Annotated in this window: 20 protein-coding genes; 10 read left to right on the top strand and 10 right to left on the bottom strand. The window is 39.8% G+C overall.

Annotated elements, in window-relative coordinates; all coding sequences use genetic code 11:
* The first annotated feature begins 7 nt into the window (after window positions 1-7).
* The 4 genes from HMPREF0766_RS04655 to kdsB all read left to right on the top strand — a co-directional run bounded on the left by HMPREF0766_RS04655 (window position 8) and on the right by kdsB (window position 3,921).
* A complete protein-coding gene (locus HMPREF0766_RS04655) occupies window positions 8-1,312 on the top strand; it encodes a RagB/SusD family nutrient uptake outer membrane protein (protein ID WP_002994160.1) in 1,305 nt (434 codons plus the stop codon).
* Between the two features lie 155 nt (window positions 1,313-1,467).
* Window positions 1,468-2,466 carry a tryptophan--tRNA ligase gene (trpS, locus tag HMPREF0766_RS04650; protein ID WP_002994158.1) on the top strand — a complete coding sequence of 333 codons (999 nt, stop codon included), beginning with the start codon at window positions 1,468-1,470 and terminating at the stop codon, window positions 2,464-2,466.
* A gap of 20 nt (window positions 2,467-2,486) precedes the next feature.
* Window positions 2,487-3,101: a deoxynucleoside kinase gene (locus HMPREF0766_RS04645; RefSeq protein ID WP_002994156.1), complete on the top strand. Its 615-nt coding sequence runs from the start codon at window positions 2,487-2,489 to the stop codon at window positions 3,099-3,101.
* 79 nt (window positions 3,102-3,180) lie between these two features.
* A complete protein-coding gene (gene kdsB / locus HMPREF0766_RS04640; protein WP_002994153.1) occupies window positions 3,181-3,921 on the top strand; it encodes a 3-deoxy-manno-octulosonate cytidylyltransferase in 741 nt (246 codons plus the stop codon).
* 60 nt (window positions 3,922-3,981) lie between these two features.
* On the opposite strand, the gene HMPREF0766_RS04635 is transcribed toward kdsB, so the two are convergent.
* The 4 genes from HMPREF0766_RS04635 to HMPREF0766_RS04620 all read right to left on the bottom strand — a co-directional run bounded on the left by HMPREF0766_RS04635 (window position 3,982) and on the right by HMPREF0766_RS04620 (window position 7,750).
* The gene (locus tag HMPREF0766_RS04635; RefSeq protein WP_002994150.1) at window positions 3,982-4,983 is read right to left on the bottom strand and encodes a hypothetical protein; all 1,002 of its coding nucleotides are present in this window, start codon (window positions 4,981-4,983) and stop codon (window positions 3,982-3,984) included.
* A 110-nt stretch (window positions 4,984-5,093) separates the two neighbouring features.
* The gene (locus tag HMPREF0766_RS04630) at window positions 5,094-5,999 is read right to left on the bottom strand and encodes an aldo/keto reductase (protein WP_002994147.1); all 906 of its coding nucleotides are present in this window, start codon (window positions 5,997-5,999) and stop codon (window positions 5,094-5,096) included.
* Entirely contained in the window at window positions 5,986-6,759 is a 774-nt protein-coding gene (locus HMPREF0766_RS04625) for an FKBP-type peptidyl-prolyl cis-trans isomerase (RefSeq protein ID WP_002994145.1), read from the bottom strand. Before HMPREF0766_RS04625 ends, HMPREF0766_RS04630 begins: the two co-directional genes overlap by 14 nt.
* Window positions 6,760-6,763: 4 nt before the next feature.
* Window positions 6,764-7,750, bottom strand: coding sequence for a glycosyltransferase family protein (locus HMPREF0766_RS04620; RefSeq protein ID WP_002994142.1), 987 nt, complete (start codon window positions 7,748-7,750; stop codon window positions 6,764-6,766).
* A gap of 153 nt (window positions 7,751-7,903) precedes the next feature.
* Here HMPREF0766_RS04620 and HMPREF0766_RS04615 point away from each other — a divergent pair, with 153 nt between their 5' ends.
* Window positions 7,904-8,851 (top strand): zinc dependent phospholipase C family protein, encoded by a 948-nt coding sequence (locus tag HMPREF0766_RS04615; protein ID WP_002994139.1) that lies wholly within the window; start codon window positions 7,904-7,906, stop codon window positions 8,849-8,851.
* 95 nt (window positions 8,852-8,946) lie between these two features.
* Window positions 8,947-10,848, top strand: coding sequence for a TonB-dependent receptor plug domain-containing protein (locus HMPREF0766_RS04610; RefSeq protein WP_037459929.1), 1,902 nt, complete (start codon window positions 8,947-8,949; stop codon window positions 10,846-10,848).
* 227 nt (window positions 10,849-11,075) lie between these two features.
* Here HMPREF0766_RS04610 and HMPREF0766_RS04605 read toward each other — a convergent pair whose 3' ends face one another.
* The 3 genes from HMPREF0766_RS04605 to HMPREF0766_RS04595 are packed head-to-tail and all read right to left on the bottom strand — an operon-like array spanning window position 11,076 to window position 13,109.
* Window positions 11,076-11,798, bottom strand: coding sequence for a ThuA domain-containing protein (locus HMPREF0766_RS04605; RefSeq protein ID WP_002994133.1), 723 nt, complete (start codon window positions 11,796-11,798; stop codon window positions 11,076-11,078).
* 4 nt (window positions 11,799-11,802) lie between these two features.
* Window positions 11,803-12,870 carry a 3-dehydroquinate synthase gene (gene aroB / locus HMPREF0766_RS04600; RefSeq protein WP_002994128.1) on the bottom strand — a complete coding sequence of 356 codons (1,068 nt, stop codon included), beginning with the start codon at window positions 12,868-12,870 and terminating at the stop codon, window positions 11,803-11,805.
* A 32-nt stretch (window positions 12,871-12,902) separates the two neighbouring features.
* Window positions 12,903-13,109, bottom strand: coding sequence for an RNA-binding S4 domain-containing protein (locus HMPREF0766_RS04595; RefSeq protein ID WP_002994127.1), 207 nt, complete (start codon window positions 13,107-13,109; stop codon window positions 12,903-12,905).
* A gap of 97 nt (window positions 13,110-13,206) precedes the next feature.
* On the opposite strand from HMPREF0766_RS04595, the gene HMPREF0766_RS04590 reads away from it, so the two are divergent.
* Both HMPREF0766_RS04590 and HMPREF0766_RS04585 read left to right on the top strand, forming a co-directional pair.
* On the top strand, window positions 13,207-14,406 hold the full coding sequence (locus HMPREF0766_RS04590; RefSeq protein ID WP_002994124.1) for a proline dehydrogenase family protein: 1,200 nt from the start codon (window positions 13,207-13,209) through the stop codon (window positions 14,404-14,406).
* Window positions 14,407-14,493: 87 nt separating this feature from the next.
* Complete coding sequence (locus HMPREF0766_RS04585) at window positions 14,494-15,105, top strand: HAD family hydrolase (protein ID WP_002994122.1); 612 nt, start codon at window positions 14,494-14,496, stop codon at window positions 15,103-15,105.
* Window positions 15,106-15,122: 17 nt separating this feature from the next.
* On the opposite strand, the gene HMPREF0766_RS04580 is transcribed toward HMPREF0766_RS04585, so the two are convergent.
* Entirely contained in the window at window positions 15,123-16,493 is a 1,371-nt protein-coding gene (locus HMPREF0766_RS04580; RefSeq protein WP_002994120.1) for a hypothetical protein, read from the bottom strand.
* A 3-nt stretch (window positions 16,494-16,496) separates the two neighbouring features.
* On the bottom strand, window positions 16,497-17,066 hold the full coding sequence (locus HMPREF0766_RS04575) for an RNA polymerase sigma factor (protein ID WP_236590547.1): 570 nt from the start codon (window positions 17,064-17,066) through the stop codon (window positions 16,497-16,499).
* Between the two features lie 263 nt (window positions 17,067-17,329).
* On the opposite strand from HMPREF0766_RS04575, the gene lysS reads away from it, so the two are divergent.
* Entirely contained in the window at window positions 17,330-19,048 is a 1,719-nt protein-coding gene (gene lysS, locus HMPREF0766_RS04570) for a lysine--tRNA ligase (protein ID WP_002994116.1), read from the top strand.
* Between the two features lie 73 nt (window positions 19,049-19,121).
* Here lysS and HMPREF0766_RS04565 read toward each other — a convergent pair whose 3' ends face one another.
* On the bottom strand, window positions 19,122-19,610 hold the full coding sequence (locus HMPREF0766_RS04565) for a lipocalin-like domain-containing protein (protein WP_002994114.1): 489 nt from the start codon (window positions 19,608-19,610) through the stop codon (window positions 19,122-19,124).
* 228 nt (window positions 19,611-19,838) lie between these two features.
* Between HMPREF0766_RS04565 and HMPREF0766_RS04560 the strand changes: the two genes are divergently transcribed.
* Window positions 19,839-20,225, top strand: a complete 387-nt coding sequence (locus HMPREF0766_RS04560; protein ID WP_002994111.1) for a YchJ family protein — start codon at window positions 19,839-19,841, stop codon at window positions 20,223-20,225.
* Window positions 20,226-20,272: the final 47 nt, after the last annotated feature.

Genomic DNA, 20,272 nt, shown 5'->3' with positions numbered 1-20,272 from the left:
AAAGATCATGAAAAAACTTAAAAATATAACTTCACGCCAGTTTTTTGGTATAGGCCTCAGCTTTATATTGCTGGTTACCTCCTGTTCCAAAGAATATATAGATCCATCCAGAGCCAGTAATGAGACAGCCCTTGGCACTTCACAGGGACTTACTGCTGTCGCGATAGGCCTGCAAAGAGTGTATACATTGGGACGTACAGGTGTACTCTTCAACTCAGTAGCGGCAAATGGATTTGTAACCAATGAATTTCAATTACTGAACGCGGGCAATATTCCGGAATTACAACTTAGCACCGGAGGCAACGCAGTGGATGGTACAAATACGATTCTGGCTAACCTATGGACCAGTTCCAACAAAATCGTCTATGATGCAGATCTGGTCTTGCAGAATGCTGACAGATTGGGTGACAAAAAATATGCTGCAGGTCTTATTGCTTATACCAGTATTTTTAAAGCTCTGGCTATTGGAAATATGGCACAGTACTGGGAAAATGTACCGGATGGAACGGGTAAAAATGTATCATTTATAGACAGAAAAGCAGCTTTTACGAAAGCGATCAATTTGTTGGATAATGCGCTTAATATCATTGCTGCAAATGCTATATCTACCGAATTTTTGAATAATGTACCGGTGGATGTAAATATTATCAATACCATCCACGCATTAAAAGCCAGATATGCATTGTTCTCAGAAAACTACACGCTTGCTTATACTGAAGCAAATCTGGTAGATCTGACAAAGCCATCCTTTTTTAAATTTGATGCTATATCTCCAAATATTCTGTTTACCATTATATCTTCCAATAATGTCTTTCAGCCTCAAAACATCAATCTGGGTCTGACAGGTGCAAATATTCCGGATGGAGCAGATAAGCGCATTACATTTTACACAAAATTTGATGGTTCACCTTCAACAATCAGAATGAGAGGATTTGCAACAGCTACAACCAGTCCATTCCCGATCTACCTGCCAGGTGAAATGATCCTGATAAAAGCGGAAGTACTGGCACGTCAGAATAATACAGATGATGCGGTGACCGAATTAAATAAGGTTGTCACTAAAACACCTGAATCAGATACACAATATGGATTGGGAGCCGCATTACCGGCACTAAGCGGAACCTTTACGCAACAACAGGTATTAAATCTTATATATAAACACCGTTGTATAGAACTCTACGCTTCCGGATTGAAAATAGAAGATATGAGACGTTTTAATCAGCCGACAGCCGATCGTAAACGCAATTTCTTCCCTTATCCGTTTCAGGAAAGAGATAATAATACGAATACCCCACCTGATCCAACTTTTTAACATCACCCCTGAAGGAGAGCATTTAGCTCTCCTTTTTTGTTTCTCCGGTCAAACAGATCCAAAAAAGCTTATAGCATAAGAGCAGTATACAAATCTCTACCCCTGACACGAAATACAACGTAAATCAAAATAAAAATCGCTAAATTCGCATCAATATGGAAACTGTTGTTAGCGGTATCAGAAGTACCGGAAAATTACACCTAGGAAACTACTACGGTGCATTAAGCAATTTTGTGAAAATGCAAAACGAGTATAATTGTTTCTTTTTTATTGCAGATCTACACTCTTTAACGACTCACCCTACTCCTCATGGTCTTCAACAAACAGTGAGACAGGTTGTCGTAGAATATTTAGCAGCGGGAATCGATCCTGAAAAATCAACTATATACATCCAGTCAGATGTACCTGAAGTGGCAGAATTATATCTGTATATGAACATGAATGCTTATATGGGTGAACTTGAACGTGCTGCTTCTTTCAAAGATAAAGTCAGAGCAGATCCGAACAATGTAAATGCAGGTTTGCTGACCTATCCTGTATTGATGGCCTCAGATATTCTGATTCATCATGGAACGAAAGTACCTGTAGGAAAGGATCAGGAACAGCATCTTGAAATGACACGTACCTTTGGCAACCGTTTTAACAGACTCTATGAGGTAGATTATTTCAAGGAAGCATTTGCTTTTTCGTACTCCGATAAACTGGTAAAAGTACCGGGACTGGACGGACAGGGTAAAATGGGTAAATCCAACGGAGATGCCAATTGCATATACCTGTCAGATACACCTGATGCTATTCGTAAAAAAGTAATGCGTGCCGTATCTGATGGCGGACCAACAGAAATGAATCAGGTAAAACCTGAGCCTATACAGAATCTCTTCGACCTGATGAAGGTCGTATCTCCGGCTTCTACAGTTCAGCATTTTGATGACCTGTACAATAAATGTGAAATTCGCTATGGAGACTTCAAAAAACAACTGGCGGAAGATATGATCATCGCGACAGAAGATGTACGCTCACGAATAGAAGAGATATCTGCAGATAATGATTACATTTCCAAAGTGGTCAAATTAGGGGCTGACAAAGCCGGTGAATCTGCGCGAAAAACGATAAAAGAAGTACGTGAGATTATTGGATTTAAAAAGTTTTATTAAGAAGAATTAGGAAAAATAACATGCATATTGCTATTGTCGGAAATATAGGAGCAGGTAAAACAACCCTGACTCAGCTTTTAGCAAATCATTTCAAATACGAACCTCAGTTTGAAGCGGTAGATAACAACCCCTATCTGGAAGATTTCTATGCAGATATGAAACGTTGGGCATTTAATCTGCAGATCTTTTTCCTGAACAGCAGATTCAGACATATTGTACAGCTGCAGGAGAAAGGCATAGATATGATACAGGATCGTACCATATACGAAGACGCCTATATCTTTGCTGAAAATTTATTTGATATGGGGCTGATGAGTGAACGTGACTTTGAAAATTACAGTAATATTTTTCAGAGTATCATTCATTATATCAAACCTCCGGATTTGCTGATCTATCTGAAAGCATCTGTACCTACTCTGGTCAATAATATTCAAAGAAGAGGGCGTGACTATGAATCCGCAATCCGTCTGGACTATTTATCGAAGCTAAACGATAAATATGACAAATGGATCAATAATTATAAGGATGGTAAAGTGATGATACTGGACAAAGACAATCTGGACTTTACCAGCAATCCGGAAGATCTGGGTTTCATTATCCAAAAAATAGAAGCAGAACTATTCGGACTTTTTTAAAAGCAAAATAGTTAAGATCAGGAATTGACAAAAAATAAAACTGAATCACTTCCTGATCTTTTAAATACATTATACATTTATGAAAATTATTGGAATAATTCCTGCACGCTATGCTTCTTCCCGTTTTCCCGGAAAACCGCTGATCGATATTGCAGGTAAATCGATGATTCAACGTGTATATGAACAAGTGAAACAAACTCCCGGCTTACATGAAGTCGTAGTCGCTACTGATGACATACGCATTGAGGAGCATGTACGTAGCTTTGCTGGCAATGTAGTTATGACGTCAGATACACATGAATCAGGTACGGATCGTTGTGCAGAAGTCATATCAAAAGTTTCCGGATTTGATATTGCTATCAATATTCAGGGAGATGAACCTTTTATAAATCCCTTGCAGATTGAATTACTGATTTCTTGTTTTGAAAATGAACGTACGCAGATCGCAACACTCGTTAAAGAAATTCATACGGAAGCCGAACTGTTGAATGTCAATATACCAAAGGTAGTGCGGAGTGCAAGTGGTGAAGCTATATATTTCAGTCGACAGACCATTCCATTTATCCGCAATACCGAACAGAAAAACTGGCTGACTGCGCATCAATTTTATAAACATATAGGAATATATGGTTACCGGAAAAATATCCTGCAGGAACTGACTAAACTTCCTGTTTCTATTCTTGAAAAGGCGGAATCACTGGAACAACTGCGCTGGGTAGAAAACGGATACCGTATTCAGACTGCCGTCACAACCCACGAGACCATCGCTGTAGATACTCCGCAAGATCTGGAACACATTATGCAAACGTACTTCAGGTAAATCTATCTTATCCTTTTTTTAGTGTATTAATACATCCTTCTCGGACATGCAGCGAATCAACTATAATTTTGACACCTTGATAAAGCTACCGTTGTAAAAGTCAATTTTAGTAACATAATATTCTGTATTATTGGCCGCGAGAGCCGCGCCCAATGCACCAAATAAAACAGAAGCGGCAATTACATTGCTGGCAGAAGCTGTCGTCCTGCTTAGTCCGTTAAAAAAATAGTCTTTATCATTCTTGTAAAGCGGGTAGAATGTGCCTTCACTTGAAATATACGCCAATCCGTCAACAACGACAGCATAACACCTATTAGCTTTCAGGCGCTTCAGTTTTCCATTAGAATCCGGAGAATAAAACCCCTTCGTTAAATCATTATTGAGGAGAGACACATTTGCTTGGGGTAGCTGATCTCTAAAATGTAAATAATCATAATACACCCCATCATTAACAATTCCATTACTGTAAAGAGTCACCTTAGACTTTTCTATATTTTCAAAATCCAAAACCTGTGATTGAGAATATCGGATGGTATCTGTCGGCGATTTTCCTAAATTATCTTTCAGAAAATGGCTTACAATATAACTGGCATGACGGAGCAACCCCTTAGTTACATCCATCCCATTATTAATATGAGCAGTATCAATTGTAGCCAGCCTTTGATAGGATTTATCTTTGTTTTTCACAAATAAACTTGCTCTAAAATCAAAAAAGCCTGATTCAGAGAAAGCACCAGTCAGTTCGGCAACAGCAAATTTCTGTATTACAAGTGTAAGTGCCCCGTCACTCTTTTCGCCCGATACAAGAAAACCCAATTGTTGCTGAATTTGTTTCTCCAAAGGAATTTCAGGTATGACCTGCGCTTTTGAATTAAGGAGACCAACTTGAATAATACCCAGATTTTCTTTGAAATCCCGGTTATCTATAACATCAATAGCATTATATAGACTCGTTTCAACTTTCTCTGAAGGAGACATAAGCAAAAAATCCCGGGTTCTTTTCTGTGCATAAGTTTGTCCTGCCAGACAAATGGTTAGCGCAAAAACAAATATTCTTTTCATAAAAGTAGGTTAGTAATTATCTTAAAAATGAAGATAATAAATAGAGAATCCTAATAAATTAAAACATTAAAAACAGAAATAAAGATAAGTGCCAGATTTTCAGAAGATAACTAACGATGTTCTGAATATAAAAACGGACGTGTTTCCTGGCGCAGACGAATCCGGTCCTGAACAGAAAGACTCTCCAGATTCTCAGATGCCTCCAGAATCTCATTCAATTGCGCTTTAGTACGAATTCCCATAATAGCAGAAGCTACAGCAGGGTGCTGCAATACATAACCCATAGCGATACTTAAGGGTGATACCTGTTTTTCTTCTGCAATTTTTGCAATATGTCTGGCAGCATGTTGTACCTCTCCCGCCGTAAATTGCAGATAGGCTTCTGCTGTCTTATTTATCAGCAACCCTTTAGCTATCGTACCCCGGGTTACTACACTGATGTTTTTTTTCAAAAGCTCATCCAGTACGGTCTCTTCAGGTCGATGATCCAGAAGATTATACTGCATCATCACACTAGTGATATTAGATCTTTCAGCATATTCACGTATCACATTTGGGCGAATACTGGACAATCCGTAATACCTGATTTTACCTTCATCCACTAATTGTTCAAAAGCCTCAATAATTTCATCTATTGGATCGTCTATAGTGCCGCCATGAAGCTGATAAAGATCAATATAGTCAGTGTTAAGTCGGGAAAGAGAAGTTTCCACCGTCTGGATTATATACGGCTTGGATGCTTTCCAGTCCCAGCCACTTCCGTCTGCACGCCACTGATTGCCGACTTTGGTTGCCAGCAAAATATCCTGACGAAAGGAAGAGACCGCCTTTCCGACGAACTCTTCATTCCATCCGTGATCATACAAATCTGCCGTATCAAAGTAGTTGACACCTCCTTCATAGGCCTGTATAATCAGATTCACTCCCGAAAATGTCAGACTTTTGTGGATAGACATGCAACCGAATCCGATTGCAGAAACCTGTAGATCTGATTTTCCTAATTTATTTTTTATCATCTGCAACTTCAGCCACCGGCACTCCCTCTGTTTCTGCCTTTTTTATTTCTAATAATTCAATGTCAAAAATTAAAGTACTGTTTCCCGGAATTGGTCCCGAACCATTTGGCCCGTAGCCTAGTTTAGAAGGAATGTAGAAACGGTACTTGGAACCTACAGACATCAGGGGAATACCTAATTTCCAACCTTCAATTACACTTTGAAGACTTAAGGTCAGCGGGGTGCCTCGGTCATATGAACTGTCAAATGTTTTACCGTCCAGCAATGTACCTTTGTAATGAGCAACAATCTCATCTTCTCTTGCAGGCTTAGCACCTTCTGTCTTTGTAAGGATCTCGTATTGCAAGCCTTCAGGAGTAGTAATGACGCCTGCTTTTGTCTTATTTTTAGCAAAAAACTCATTTTCAGCTTTTAACGCTACAGCATTCTTCGCATCAGATGCTTTTTGAATACCATTCCTGATGATTTCTACATTTTGCTCTTTCGTAAATTTACCGTTGCTACCTTTCAGCGCTTCTTCCAGACCTTTTTTCATCAACTCAATGTTGAGAGGTAACTCCATAGGTTTGACAGACGACCCGATATCGAAGCCTAAAGCATAGGAAAGAGAGTCTCCGGAATTTTTCAAAACAATCCCCTGTTGTGCAGGACCTGACGGAGATGTGCTCTTTTTAGCGGGAGTCGTGTTTTTTTTCTTCACCTGAGCTCCGGCACACAATGTTAGTGCAGTAAGAAAACCAACTGCTAAAACTTTTCTCATTTTTTTATTTGTATTTGTTTAAGATGTTATCGACAATTTCCTGTGTATAATCCGGATAATGAACTTCCACCTTATTGCGGCTGTTCAACCAGGCTTCTATAGCGTATTCATTTTTTTGCTTAAGACTGCTGATCACCGGTACCCCCATCTCTTCCAGCGCCGCAGCATTCAGATGCTGTTCATATTGATTTTTCATAGGGATGACAAGCAATTTTTTATTTAGAAAAAGGGCTTCTGCAGGAGTTTCAAACCCCGCTCCGCACAGGACGCCGGATGCAGTAGACATACTTTTCACAAACGCTTCACTGTTGATGGGCTGTATAAATACATTACGCATCCGGAAAGGCTTACTATTATGTTTGCTGAAAACCTCCCAGCGTATATCCGGAAATTTGCTCAGATGCTTTAATAAATGAGCATCATCATACGAAGGCAGGTATACCGTATAATGACCATGATCTTCCGGCTCAATATTACGTATAGACTGCCGGATAACGGGGGTAAAAATATGGTCGTTATAAGACTTAAAATGAAATCCGTAAGATTTGGAACTCGGGGCATAATTTTTCATAATGAATTTACCCAGCATATCCTTTTCTTCCGGTTTAGGACTTGACGCATCCAGGGCACCGATCTGATGACTCAGCCCTATACACGGCTTATCTTTAGAGTAGCATGCCCAGGCCGAAATAGGCTCAAAATCATTGATAATCAAATCATAATTTTCAATTGGCAAAGATTTAATCTCCTGCGTAAACTTTCTTACTGTAGAACTCATGAACGTTTTCCATAAATCCACTCCTCCTGATTTGCCGAAGATAAAACTTAAGCCGTGAAGCTTATACTTCACCTCAAACGGAAGATTAATATCCGCCTGAATACCACTTACAAGTACATCAACATCTGCTGTTTTGCGTAAGCACGGAACAATATCCATAGCCCGGCATAAATGTCCATTTCCAGTTCCCTGGACGGCATAAAGTACTTTCATATAGCGTCTTTATATAGTTTGCAAAATACAAATTAATACCGAAAATTTAACGTTAATTAATTATTAAGTTACAGTCTCCACAACTTACATTTAACGTAAAATTCCTGTTTTCATCAATATAATACGTACATTAGAAGTCCTAAATTATGTCATATGAAGAAAATATACCTGATGCTCCCGGGTCTATTGATCTGTCTGCTTTGCAGTTCATGGGGATTTTATGCACATAAGCTTATCAACAGGAATGCCGTATTTACATTGCCCACCGAACTAGCCGTATTTTATAAACAAAATATAGATGAGATTACGGAAAAAGCCGTAGATGCTGACAAACGCTGTTATATTGATTCTGCAGAATCTCCACGACACTTTATTGATCTCGATGCATACGACACGAATACATTAGATACACTACCTGTACATTGGTACAGAGCTAAAGAAAAAATCGAAGAAAAACGGTTATTGTCCAATGGCATAGTTCCCTGGCAGATTTATATCACCTATCAAAAACTTGTCAAAGCCTTTATAGCCCGCGACAAAATAAAAATTATCCGGCACTCTGCAGATTTAGGACATTATGTAGCGGATGCACATGTACCGCTACATACCACCAAAAACTACAATGGGCAGTATACTGATCAGATAGGGATTCATGCTTTTTGGGAAAGCCGGTTACCTGAAATGTTTGCAACCCATTACAAGCTGACAGCAGGAAAAGCCCAATTCATCACCGATCCCGCAGCTCTGGGTTGGGCTATTGTATATGAAAGTGCTCCACTTGCAGATACAGTACTCCGTATTGAAAAAGAGCTTTCAGTTCGCTTCCCCGCCTCACAGAAAAAAACCTATCTCACCCGCAATAATGTGTTGGTTCTGACCTATTCAGATGCTTATGCAAAAGCCTATCATGAAGCACTTAACGGAATGGTCGAAGTCCGTATGCGACAAGCCATCCACAGGATTGGAAGTCTATGGTATTCTGCCTGGATAGAGGCCGGACAACCCGATCTTCGAAAATTAAAAAATAAAGATTCACAACCGGAGAGCATTATTCCTTCTCAATCCCCTCAGACACCCATGGGCCGGGAAGAATGGCCCTGATCGAAATAACATTTCTGTCATCAGGAGATTTAAATACCGGAATGTGTCAGATCATTATTAAATTTTATAGCTTTGGCAAAATTTTTAACATGATTATGCGAAAATCAACACTGATTCTCCTCTCTTTAGGCTGTACTATAGCTGTATACGGACAAAAAGCCTCATTAAATAGCCAGGAGATTGAAACTCGTCAGGATACAACCAAACTAAACGAGATTATTATCAGTGAAAACAGATTACAGATCCCTTTTGCCAGGCAAAGCCGAAATATCCAGATTGTAACCAGTGAGGAAATAAAAAGATTACCGGGAAATTCTTTAAATGAAATCCTGCAGTCGGTCAACGGTGTAGATATACGCCAGCGGGGACCTTTCGGCTCACAAGCAGATATCAGTATTGACGGCGGCAGTTTTGAGCAAACACTGGTACTGGTCAATGGCGTAAAAATGGCTGATCCGCAGACTGCTCATCATGCCCTCAATTTGCCAATTCCTTTAGATGTCATAGAACGTATTGAAATTATTCGCGGTCCGGCATCCAGAATATATGGCATCAACAGCCTGACGGGCGCAATCAATATCGTCACGAAAAAACCTAAGGAAAGTTTTATTTCGGCACATGTATATGCTGGAAGCTCTTTTAAAGATAATGAAGAGAAGACATCAGAAAAATACTATGGAGCAGGCACACAAATCGGAGGAGCCTGGCACCAGGAAAAGCACAATCATCTTTTCTTCTACAATTATCAGAAATCAAACGGACAACGCTACAATACAGCATCCGAGAATAACAAACTGTATTATCAGGGTGAATATAATCCCGGAGATGCTGATCACATCAATTGGTCTGCAGGTTATATTGACAACAAATTTGGAGCAAACGGATTCTATGCCGCACCCGGAGATAAAGAATCTCAGGAACGTGTAAAAACAGCATTTGCAACGCTATCTTCAAGACATCAGCTTACAGATAAACTCTCTGTCTCTCCCCGTATAAGTAACCGTTATAATGAAGATGACTACCGGTATTATCGTCAGGATTTTTCAAAAGCCCGAAGTAAACATTTTAACAATGCGCTTACAGCCGAGCTGAACGGAGTTTATCAGACTTCATTCGGAGATTTCGGATTAGGAATAGAATCCCGCTGGGAACGGATCAACAGCTCTAATATAGGAACACATAAAAGAGAGAATCAAGGTGCTTATGCAGAATTCAAAACAGAAGCAATACAAAATCTGATGATAAATGTAGGCACCTATGTCAATTACAATTCAGACTATGGATGGCAGGTCTTTCCGGGAATCGACCTGGGCTACGATCTGGACAGCAGATGGAAACTGGTATTAAATGCAGGAAGTAGCCAGCGTATACCTTCATTTACAGATTTATATCTGAAACAACCCGGAAATATAGGAAACCCTGACCTGACTTCGGAAAATGCCTATCAGGTAGAGACCGGAGTAAAGTACATCAACAATAACCTTATTATTCAGGGAGGATATTTTTATCGCTCTATAGCCGATTTTATTGACTGGACAAGAGAAGTCAGCACCGTACCTTATCAACCCTTCAATATTGGCACCAATAAGGTCAATGGTTTGAACACCTCATTACGCTATCAGATTGGAAATGATCAGGATATAATAAAGTATTTCATTAACATCGGATACAACTACCTCCACCCTTCAATCAAAAAGGAAGAACCGGGTACAGATTCAAAATACGCAATCGAAAGTCTGCGTCATCAGGCCATTGCAAATCTGACAGTACAACACAGAAAATGGTCATTGACAACATCCAATCGCTTTAACGAACGTATTTCTTATAAATCCTATTTCCTGTCGGATCTTAAGTTAGCCTACAGCCTGAACAAAATCAGTCTTTATGCAGATGTACAGAATATTTTTAATGTCTCATACATACAAGCCGGAGCCGTTCCTATGCCAGGTATATGGTACAGTCTGGGAGCAAAATTCAACTGTTCTTTCGGAAGATAGGATAATAGTCCCAAGCGGATACTGACACACATCTCCGCTTGCACCAAAATAAACTTTCACCTATAGCGCAAGCATTAGCGCAGCGGTGCTTGTGTTTAAACTATAATCAATAAAATACTTATCTAATTCGGAAGTAGTATGTTTGAATTGGAACAAGCGGACGCTTGCTCCAGAATAGAGCAGATGTATTTCACGATTGTCCTAAGTCGCGAAATACATCTAACAAATTACTTTATCTTGAGCACATACCGCAATCCGCCCAGCACATGTTGCTGAAAGTCGGGCTCATCAAAGGCTTCCTCTGTATGCCCCAGTCCGGTGTAAAATATACGGCCACCTTCAAATTCTTTGTACCAGGCTATCGGGTGATTACCGTTCATTTTACCACCTTTATAAGAAGTTTCATCTACTTTCATCAACACCTTATTATCCGGCTGAATATCTCTGAAATCATACCACTCATCCTTATGTTTCCATTCTTTAGGCAAATGCTTTGTTGAGGGGTGTTTGCGATTAAGCACATGGATCAATGCCTCCTGTACAGCCGGATGGCTCACAAAATAGCCACCTACCATCTGACCATACCACGGCCAGTGGTATTCTGTATCGCTCGCCGCATGAATACCGACAAATCCTTTTCCCGAGCGTATAAATTTTTGAAAAGCTTCCTTTTGACTATCGTTGAAGATATCTCCGGTCGTACTTAAAAACAATACCGCATCATACTTTGCTAACTGATCATCTGAAAAAACACCTGCATCTTCACTGTGTTCAGAAAGCATATGGTTCTTTGCCAGAAGATCTTTCAACACGTCTGCACCGTGTTCAATGCTCTTGTGACGAAAGGCTGCTGTCTTACTAAAAATCAGAATTCTTTTTTCCCCGGATTGTGCAAATGCAATATGCGCACATGCAACATAAATAATGAATAGTGTGATTATTTTTCTCATATTTCTATGTAATTAGTTCTCTGTAAAAATCCAAACTTTCTATAATCAGTTCTTCTTCTACATAATGATCATAAGTACAAGATCCTATACCCGTCAATAAAGCAAATCCTATTTTGGATCCGGCATTTTTCTTATCGTTTTTCATCAGTGCAATAAACTCATCATAGTTTTCAATCGAAATACGATAGTCAGGATAATGATTTCTGAATGTAACTACCAGATCATCCAATTCTTCCTTACTGAGACCGGCTAATTTGTGGGAAAGATATCCTTCACATATCATTCCGATAGCAATAGCCTCGCCGTGCAACAGGGGTTGGTCATCATTAAACAACGAAAAACCTTCAATTGCGTGACCGATGGTATGTCCGAAATTCAGAATCTTACGAAGTCCCTTTTCAGTCGGATCCTGAGTGATAACCTCATTTTTGATTTCTACAGAACGGAAAATAACATCAGTACTGATGCCGCGTACATCCGTCAGCCCTTTGATATTAGTGTACAACTCTCTGTCGAATATCAGACCGTGTTTGATCACCTCTGCAAAACCGGATTTCAGCTGTCTGTTATCCAATGTTTGAAGAAAATTAGTATTGATAAACACCGCCTGTGGCTGGGTGAATGTTCCGATAATATTTTTCACATTATCCAGATCAATTCCCGTCTTACCTCCTACCGATGCATCTACCTGACTCAGCAGCGTAGTTGGGATCTGTATAAAGTCTAATCCTCTTTTGAATGTCGAAGCAGCAAAGCCACCCATATCCGTGACCACACCTCCTCCAAGATTTATCATCAGACTTTTACGGTCTGCACCAAAATCAAGCATAGTTTTCCATACTCCAATACAGAAATCAATGTTTTTATTTTCTTCACCCGGATCTACTTCAATGATATCGTAATCCTTCACATCATTAAGGACCATTTGAAGGACAGGAAGGCAGTGATCGTTTGTATTACGGTCTACTAATACCAGAATTTTTGAATATTCGCGCTCTGCTAGAAAAGTTCTCAGGGAGGCTAAAGTATCATCGAATACGACCTGATACCCTAAGCTGTTTATTACGTGCATGTCTATAATTATTGTAGGCTAAGATACGTTTTTTATACTACTTTTACCTGCTGTCCGTCAAATTCAACAATATCTCCGACTCTCACTTTGAGGCGTTTACGAAAATCCACCTCACCATTATATTTCACATATCCCTCTGTTACAACCCATTGTGCCATCGCACCATGTTCTACCCAATTCATTGCTTTCAGCAATTGAATCATAGCGATATACTCTCCCTCTAATTTGAACGTTTGCATAAGACAAAAATAATTTAAAAAAACAGCATTCCAACAGGAATGTTTAGGTCTTTTAAGTAACAATTGTTTAATTTTGTCAGCATATTAAAACTACAATATGTCAAACACAGCTGCACCCGGTAAATTATCCTTTGATAATACGGAAATAGCATTTAAAAGTAAGAGTGATAAAGATCTGGACCGCGCCTACTGGTTGTTTAAAATGGTGGCTAGCAATACCCTGATCAAAATCGGAACTCCGATCACTAATTTTTCGCTGAATATTGGCCTTCCGATACAAGGCATTATCAAAAACACCATTTACAAGCAATTTTGTGGTGGAGAGACTATACAGGGTTGTGCCCCTGCAATACGTCAATTAGGGGAAAATGGTGTAGGAACGATACTGGACTACTCTGTAGAAGGTGAAGATACCGAAGAGGTTTTTGATTACACCTGTGAAGAGATTCTCCGGACCGTAGCCGCAGCTAAAAATAATCCCTATATTCCGTTTTCAGTATTCAAACCTACAGGATTAGGAAGATTCGAATTGTTTGAAAAGGTAAATGCGAAAAAGGAACTGTCCGATATGGAGAAAGTCGAGTATCAGAAAATGTGGGATCGCACCAATCGTATCTGTAAAGCCTGTTATGAAGCAGACATCAAAGTACTGGTAGATGCAGAGCACTCCTGGATACAGGATGTGATCGACGATATCGCCAGAGAAATGATGGAATTGTACAATAAGGAAAAACCTATTGTATATAACACCTACCAACTGTATAGACATGACAAATTAGCATCGTTAAAAGCAGACTTTGCCTATGCGCGCACTCAAGGTTTCTACCTGGGAGCTAAAACAGTCCGCGGAGCATATATGGAAATTGAAAGAGAACGTGCAGCACAAAAAGGCTACCCTTCTCCGATACAGCCCACAAAAGAAGCTTCGGATATCGATTATAATAAAGCAATCTTATTCTGTCTCGATAATATTGAGCAGATTGGCTTAATGGCAGGTACACATAATGAAGCGAGCAGTCTGTTACTGGCCGAAGAGATGAACAAACGTAATATCAGTCATCAACATCCGCATATCTTCTTTGCTCAACTATTGGGGATGTCAGACAACCTGACATTCAATCTTGCAGCTGCAGGATACAATGTAGCCAAATATATGCCGTATGGCCCTGTAAAAGCTGTTATGCCTTATCTGTTTCGCCGTGCACAGGAAAATACTTCTGTAGGAGGACAGACCGGACGTGAACTTTCTCTCATCATTAAAGAAAAAGAGAGAAGAAAATCTTCCCGAAGAGCATAGCGAATCACTATTTTTCAAATCATAAAAACAGCTACGGAAACACATAATATTTTCCGTAGCTGTTTAATTTTCAATATTTTTTCAACTATGACCTCCGAATCTCAACGTAAACTGCAGAAACTTCAGGAAATCACTGCTCCATATGAAGCCTTACTCTATGATGTAGACGGTACGCTGGCGGATAACATGCTGGCACACAAACTTTCCTACAAAGCTGCTGCTGCAGAATATGGTGTAGATCTGAATACCGATCTAATCGATGAAACTGCCGGATGGCCTACCGTAGCTGTAGCTAAAGAAATTGCAAGGCGCTATCAGACGACCTTTGATTTTGAAGTATTCTCCAAACGAAAGTCTGCCATTTTTATTGAGCGTTTTATTCAGAATACCCAGCCTGTAGATTATGTGCTTGCGCACCTGCTGGCTAATGAAGGAATCAAGAGAATAGGAATCGTATCCGGAGGATCAAGATCGACCTTACAGATTACCCTTAAGGTAATAGATGTGGAAGGCCGGTTTGAAACATTGGTTTGTGCAGGCGATACGCCCAAAGGAAAGCCTGATCCCGCACCGTTTCTACTTGCAGCCGAACAGCTGGGGGTAGATCCTCAAAAATGTATTGTACTGGAAGATGGAGATCCGGGAGTACAGGGTGCCATCAATGCAGGTATGGGCTGGGTCAGAATAGACCAACTCTAAAAGTTGTTTGCAGAAGTCTAAAAATTCGTAATGACCTTAATACCTCCATTGGAGTAATTAACGTCAGAATTTTTAAATTGCCCCAGTGGCAATCTGTAAAAGGGTTCAACAGATATTGAAAACGTCTTTTTGATCGGCAACTTACGCCCTATAGACAGATTGATAAAACCGTTAAATCCGTTTGTCCCGACATTCTGTTCGTTAGATTTCACCGTTTTATTTACTGCCTGTATATTATTTGATTCGGCTGCTCCTACTCCGTTTGCATTTTTACCCGCAAAAGTATTTCCGTTGATATTTTCTACATAATGATTCAGACGCTCTTGTTGCAATACGGACACCATAGACACTCCGGCCGTGGTATACAGATTCCGTGTGATGGCATATTTCATTTCCACAGGTATATCCAGAGTCAGTACTGAACCGGATACTGCAGTAAAATTAGGATTCAATCTGGACTGTGCACTTGACATATCTATTAGATAAGCATTGTTCGATACAGGAGAATCCATATATGCCGGAGATGCTGAAGATGGTTTACCGGGATTAAGCGCCATAGCCATCTGATAGTTTTGAACAGCAACTCCTGATCTTACACTTAGTTTTTTAGTCAGATTATAGGCAACAGAAAGTCCTCCACCCATACTCACCTCACTACTTGCACTGGCCGGAGATACAAAAGCCCCGAGTTCCCATTTACGCCCCATACCCTTAGGTCTGTTTATCTGCTGATTGGCTAATGTCTGTTGCTGATTATCTGTACCTAAGACACTCAGACTGAATTTAGACTCCGGTTGTGGCTCATCATCCGCTTTTATGCCGGAGAGACCATTATAACGGGAAAGACCTGTTCCGGTTTTATCCGGAAGATCAGATTCTTTTGCACGAATAGGATCTGCAGACAGGGCTGCTGTACGCAACTCGTTAAAAGGCACACTTACACGTGCAGACTGATCTGCAGCAATATATGTTGTTGTATGCTGTTGAGGGTCAGAAAGTGAAGCAAGACGATTTTCCAACCCTTTTGAAGAAGAATTTGTGATATTCGGATGAACCTGATTTACATTCGCATCTGAAGATTCAACAGGAGCCGAAGGGCTGTCTTGTCCTGCACCCGGCATTGCATGCTGTGTTGTATTTTCTTTTTTGGCAATCGTATTTACACCGGCATTATCCCCCTGCAGATCGCCTGTATTATATGTAATATAGGAAATACCTAAAGCCAAAATCACTGCGGCAGCACTCCAGTAAGGCCAGAGCACGCGCGATTTCCTTCCCTTATCCAAAGAAGCAAATTTCTCCCAGGCACCTTCCCGGTACGGCAATTCGTAATCTCGTAGCTTATCCGCTATGTCATCAATTAACTCTTTTTTATTCTCCTTTGCCATTTCTTAACTTCTGTGATCTGCAGTATTGAACTGCTCTACATATAATTTTCTTAACTTCTGCTTTGCTCTTGTCAGATAAGTACGTGAGGTGCTGTCCGGAATATTCAGCAGCGACGCAATCTCATCATGTGAAAAACCTTCTACTTCGTACATATTGAATATGGTACGTTGAATATCCGGTAATTCATCCAACAATTTTAATATATCCTGAACCTCCAGTGAGGAATGATTATGTACAGCATGAGGGACAAGCTCATATTCAGACACATCATCCAGCATCAACATTTGCTTCTTACTTCTCAAAAAGTCTATAGATTGATTGACAGCGATCCGTGCTATCCAGGAACGAAACGATTTTTCCAACCGCTCCTCCTCCACATCGAGATTAAAAGAATCTAATTTCGAAAAGGCCTTTACAAAACACTCATTTACGACCTCTTCAGATTCCATTTCATGCTTAATGTACCGAATAACAATGGCCATCAAATAACCATAATACTTTTTGTACACATATGCTTTACCCCGTTCTCCACGCCCCATACCACAGTCATCCAGAGCTTTACGAAGGCTCATGGGCTCCTTTTGGTCAGTGTATTTACGAAGTAGTTTCACAAATGGCGGAGATTGTTTTTGCTAATTTAACATCAATTTACAAATTATTGTATACATTAGAAATCCACCGTCATTTAGTCTGCACTAAAGATTTAAACATATTTTAGCATATAACGGTCTTCAAACCGCTTTCGCTACAGCCGGATTACATTTTTCTATTTTAAATGTCTGCATACATTTTACCTATAAAATTCCTACTTTTGCAACTTAATAATTGAAAATAAATGAGTACTGTATTATCCGAACAGGAACAACAACGTAGACAAGCTCTTCAAGCGCTTATTGATTTGGGAATCGACCCATATCCTGCCGAGGAATTCGATGTCAATGTGACGGCAGCTGATATATTGGAAAACTATGACCGCGACAAGCTGAACTATAAGACCGTCAGTATTGCCGGTCGTATGATGACCAGACGCGTGATGGGCAATGCATCCTTTATCGAATTGCAGGATTCTACCGGTCGTATTCAGGCCTATTTCAAACGTGACGATATTTGTCCCGGAGAAGATAAGACACTCTATAACACCGTTTTCAAAAAATTACTGGATATCGGTGATATCATAGGTATCAAAGGCTATGTATTTACTACACAGACCGATGCCATCTGTATTCATGTAGAGGAATTTGTCGTATTAGCCAAATCATTGAAACCGCTTCCGGTAGTAAAATCTGCCGATGGTAAGACGTTCGATGCTGTGACTGATCCCGAATTCCGCTACCGCCAGCGTTATGTGGATCTGGTAGTCAATCCGCAGGTCAGAGATACTTTTGTAAAAGTATCAAAAGTAAAAACGGCCATTCGTGATTTCCTGAATGAGCAGGGAGCATTGGAAGTAGATACTCCGGTATTGCAATCTATTCCGGGTGGTGCTGCAGCAAGACCATTTATTACGCATCATAATGCTTTAGATATTCCATTATACTTGCGTATTGCGAACGAATTATATCTGAAACGCCTTATAGTAGGTGGTTTTGACTGGGTATATGAGTTCAGCCGCAACTTCAGAAATGAAGGCATGGACCGTACCCACAATCCAGAATTTACCGTACTTGAATTTTATGTAGCCTACAAAGACTACGTATGGATGATGGAAACTACTGAAAAACTTCTTGAAAAAGTAGCATTAGCCACTAACGGAACTACCTCTGTACAGGTAGGAGAAAATCAAATCAATTTTGCTCCGCCTTACAAACGTATTTCTATTTACGATTCCATCAAAGAATATACAGGATTTGATGTCAGTGAAATGGATGAAGTGGGCCTGAGAGAGGTATGTAAACAATTGCACATCCCGACAACCGAAGCAATGGGTAAAGGTAAGCTGATCGATGAGATATTCGGAGAGAAGTGTGAGGGTAACTACATACAGCCGACTTTTATCACAGACTATCCGAAAGAGATGTCTCCGCTGACTAAAAAACACCGCGAGAAAGCCGGATTAGTAGAGCGCTTTGAATTAATGGTAAACGGTAAGGAAGTAGCAAATGCTTACTCTGAGCTGAATGATCCGATTGATCAGCTGGAGCGTTTTGAAGATCAGCTTAAATTAATGGAACGTGGTGATGATGAAGCGATGTTTATCGATTATGATTTTGTACGTTCATTAGAATATGGAATGCCTCCTACAGCAGGTATCGGTATAGGTATTGACCGTCTGGCGATGCTGATGACAAATCAGGCATCTATACAAGATGTGTTATTCTTCCCGCAAATGCGCCCTGAAAAAGTAACGAAAGTAGCTTCTACAGAGGATTACACAGCATTAGGCATACCGGCCGAATGGGTACCTGTATTACAGAAAATGGGTTTTACAACTATTCCGGCATTGAAAGAAGCAAATCCGAATAAGGTATTCAACGATCTTGGAGGAATGCGTAAAAAAATGAAACTGGAAATCAGTATGCCTGCGAAGGATGAAGTACTGGCCTGGTTTAATTAAGACTATAGCATTACATAGAAAAAGGGTTCAAAATTTAGATTTTGAACCCTTTTTTATTTGAGTTATCCGTAACCTAATAATCTGTTTGTCTCTCTAACTGCGCTTCTTTATATTGCGCTTTCTTGTGCTTCTGCCAGGTCATATATGAATTGACCATCACACCGTTCGAAAGAATGGGTTCTGTGGATTTCAGGTACAGTACATCTCCTTCAAAATCAAAGATTCGCTCCTGTGTCTGTCCTGCCCAATTCGGAAATAAAGAAGTTTTGATCTGATAAGAAACCACTCTGTTTTCCAGAATCTGGTAGGCTCCGCTAAAAGCAATAAACGTATTGATAACAGCCAGTGACTCTTCCTGTGTCGCCGCAAAACGGTCGCCGGAAACAAGAGGCGGGCGATCCTGAGCCATAATCTGTACGGACATAAAGCCATCCGGACTATACATCAATATTCCTTCCGGATTTTTCCCGACAGGAAATAACGAATCGGATCCATCAATGGGTAATTCTATATATGAAAGGAGCTTCCAACTCCCTACCAGTTCATTTTTTACTGAAGTCATAACAGGGTTAATTCTATTTAGCAATTTTATCTATAACGTAAAAGTACACATTATAGTTTATACAAAAAGACGTTGTGATACTAACATGACATTACGGTATAAAAATAAAAATGAAAGTACATTTTAACTTATTTATTATGCCCTGAAACAGTTATTTATACCTTAGTCAGATACAAATCTGCAACCGTCTTAAAGAATGTATTTATATTAGCTTTAAAAAAAACTAATATGGTTCAAAAATGTCCCTGTGGTAGTGGCCAAGACTACCTGAATTGTTGTCAGAATATACATGAAAACCTTCAGGCAGCTACTTCTGCAGAAAAATTGATGCGGGCAAGATATGCAGCATTCTACTTAGGATTGATTGATTTTATATACGATAGTTTCCATCCTTCTACGCGACGTTTTCAACAAAAAAAAGATATCAGACAATGGGCTCATGAAAACAAGTGGATGCACCTAGAAATTATTCATGTGACTCCGCAAACAGTAGAGTTTAAAGCCCATTACATGGATCCGCAATCCGCCATTCAGATACACTATGAAAAATCAACTTTTAAGAAATTTAATAACACATGGTATTATGTAGATGGAAAAATTATGCAGGAAAAATAATAAAGGGTTTCTGAAGAGTACACATTCTTCAGAAACCCTTTATTATT

Source organism: Sphingobacterium spiritivorum ATCC 33861, from assembly GCF_000143765.1.
GTDB classification, from domain to species: Bacteria; Bacteroidota; Bacteroidia; order Sphingobacteriales; family Sphingobacteriaceae; genus Sphingobacterium; species Sphingobacterium spiritivorum.
Note: the sequence above shows the minus strand (reverse complement) of the source record. Positions and strands in the feature narration are given on the sequence as shown.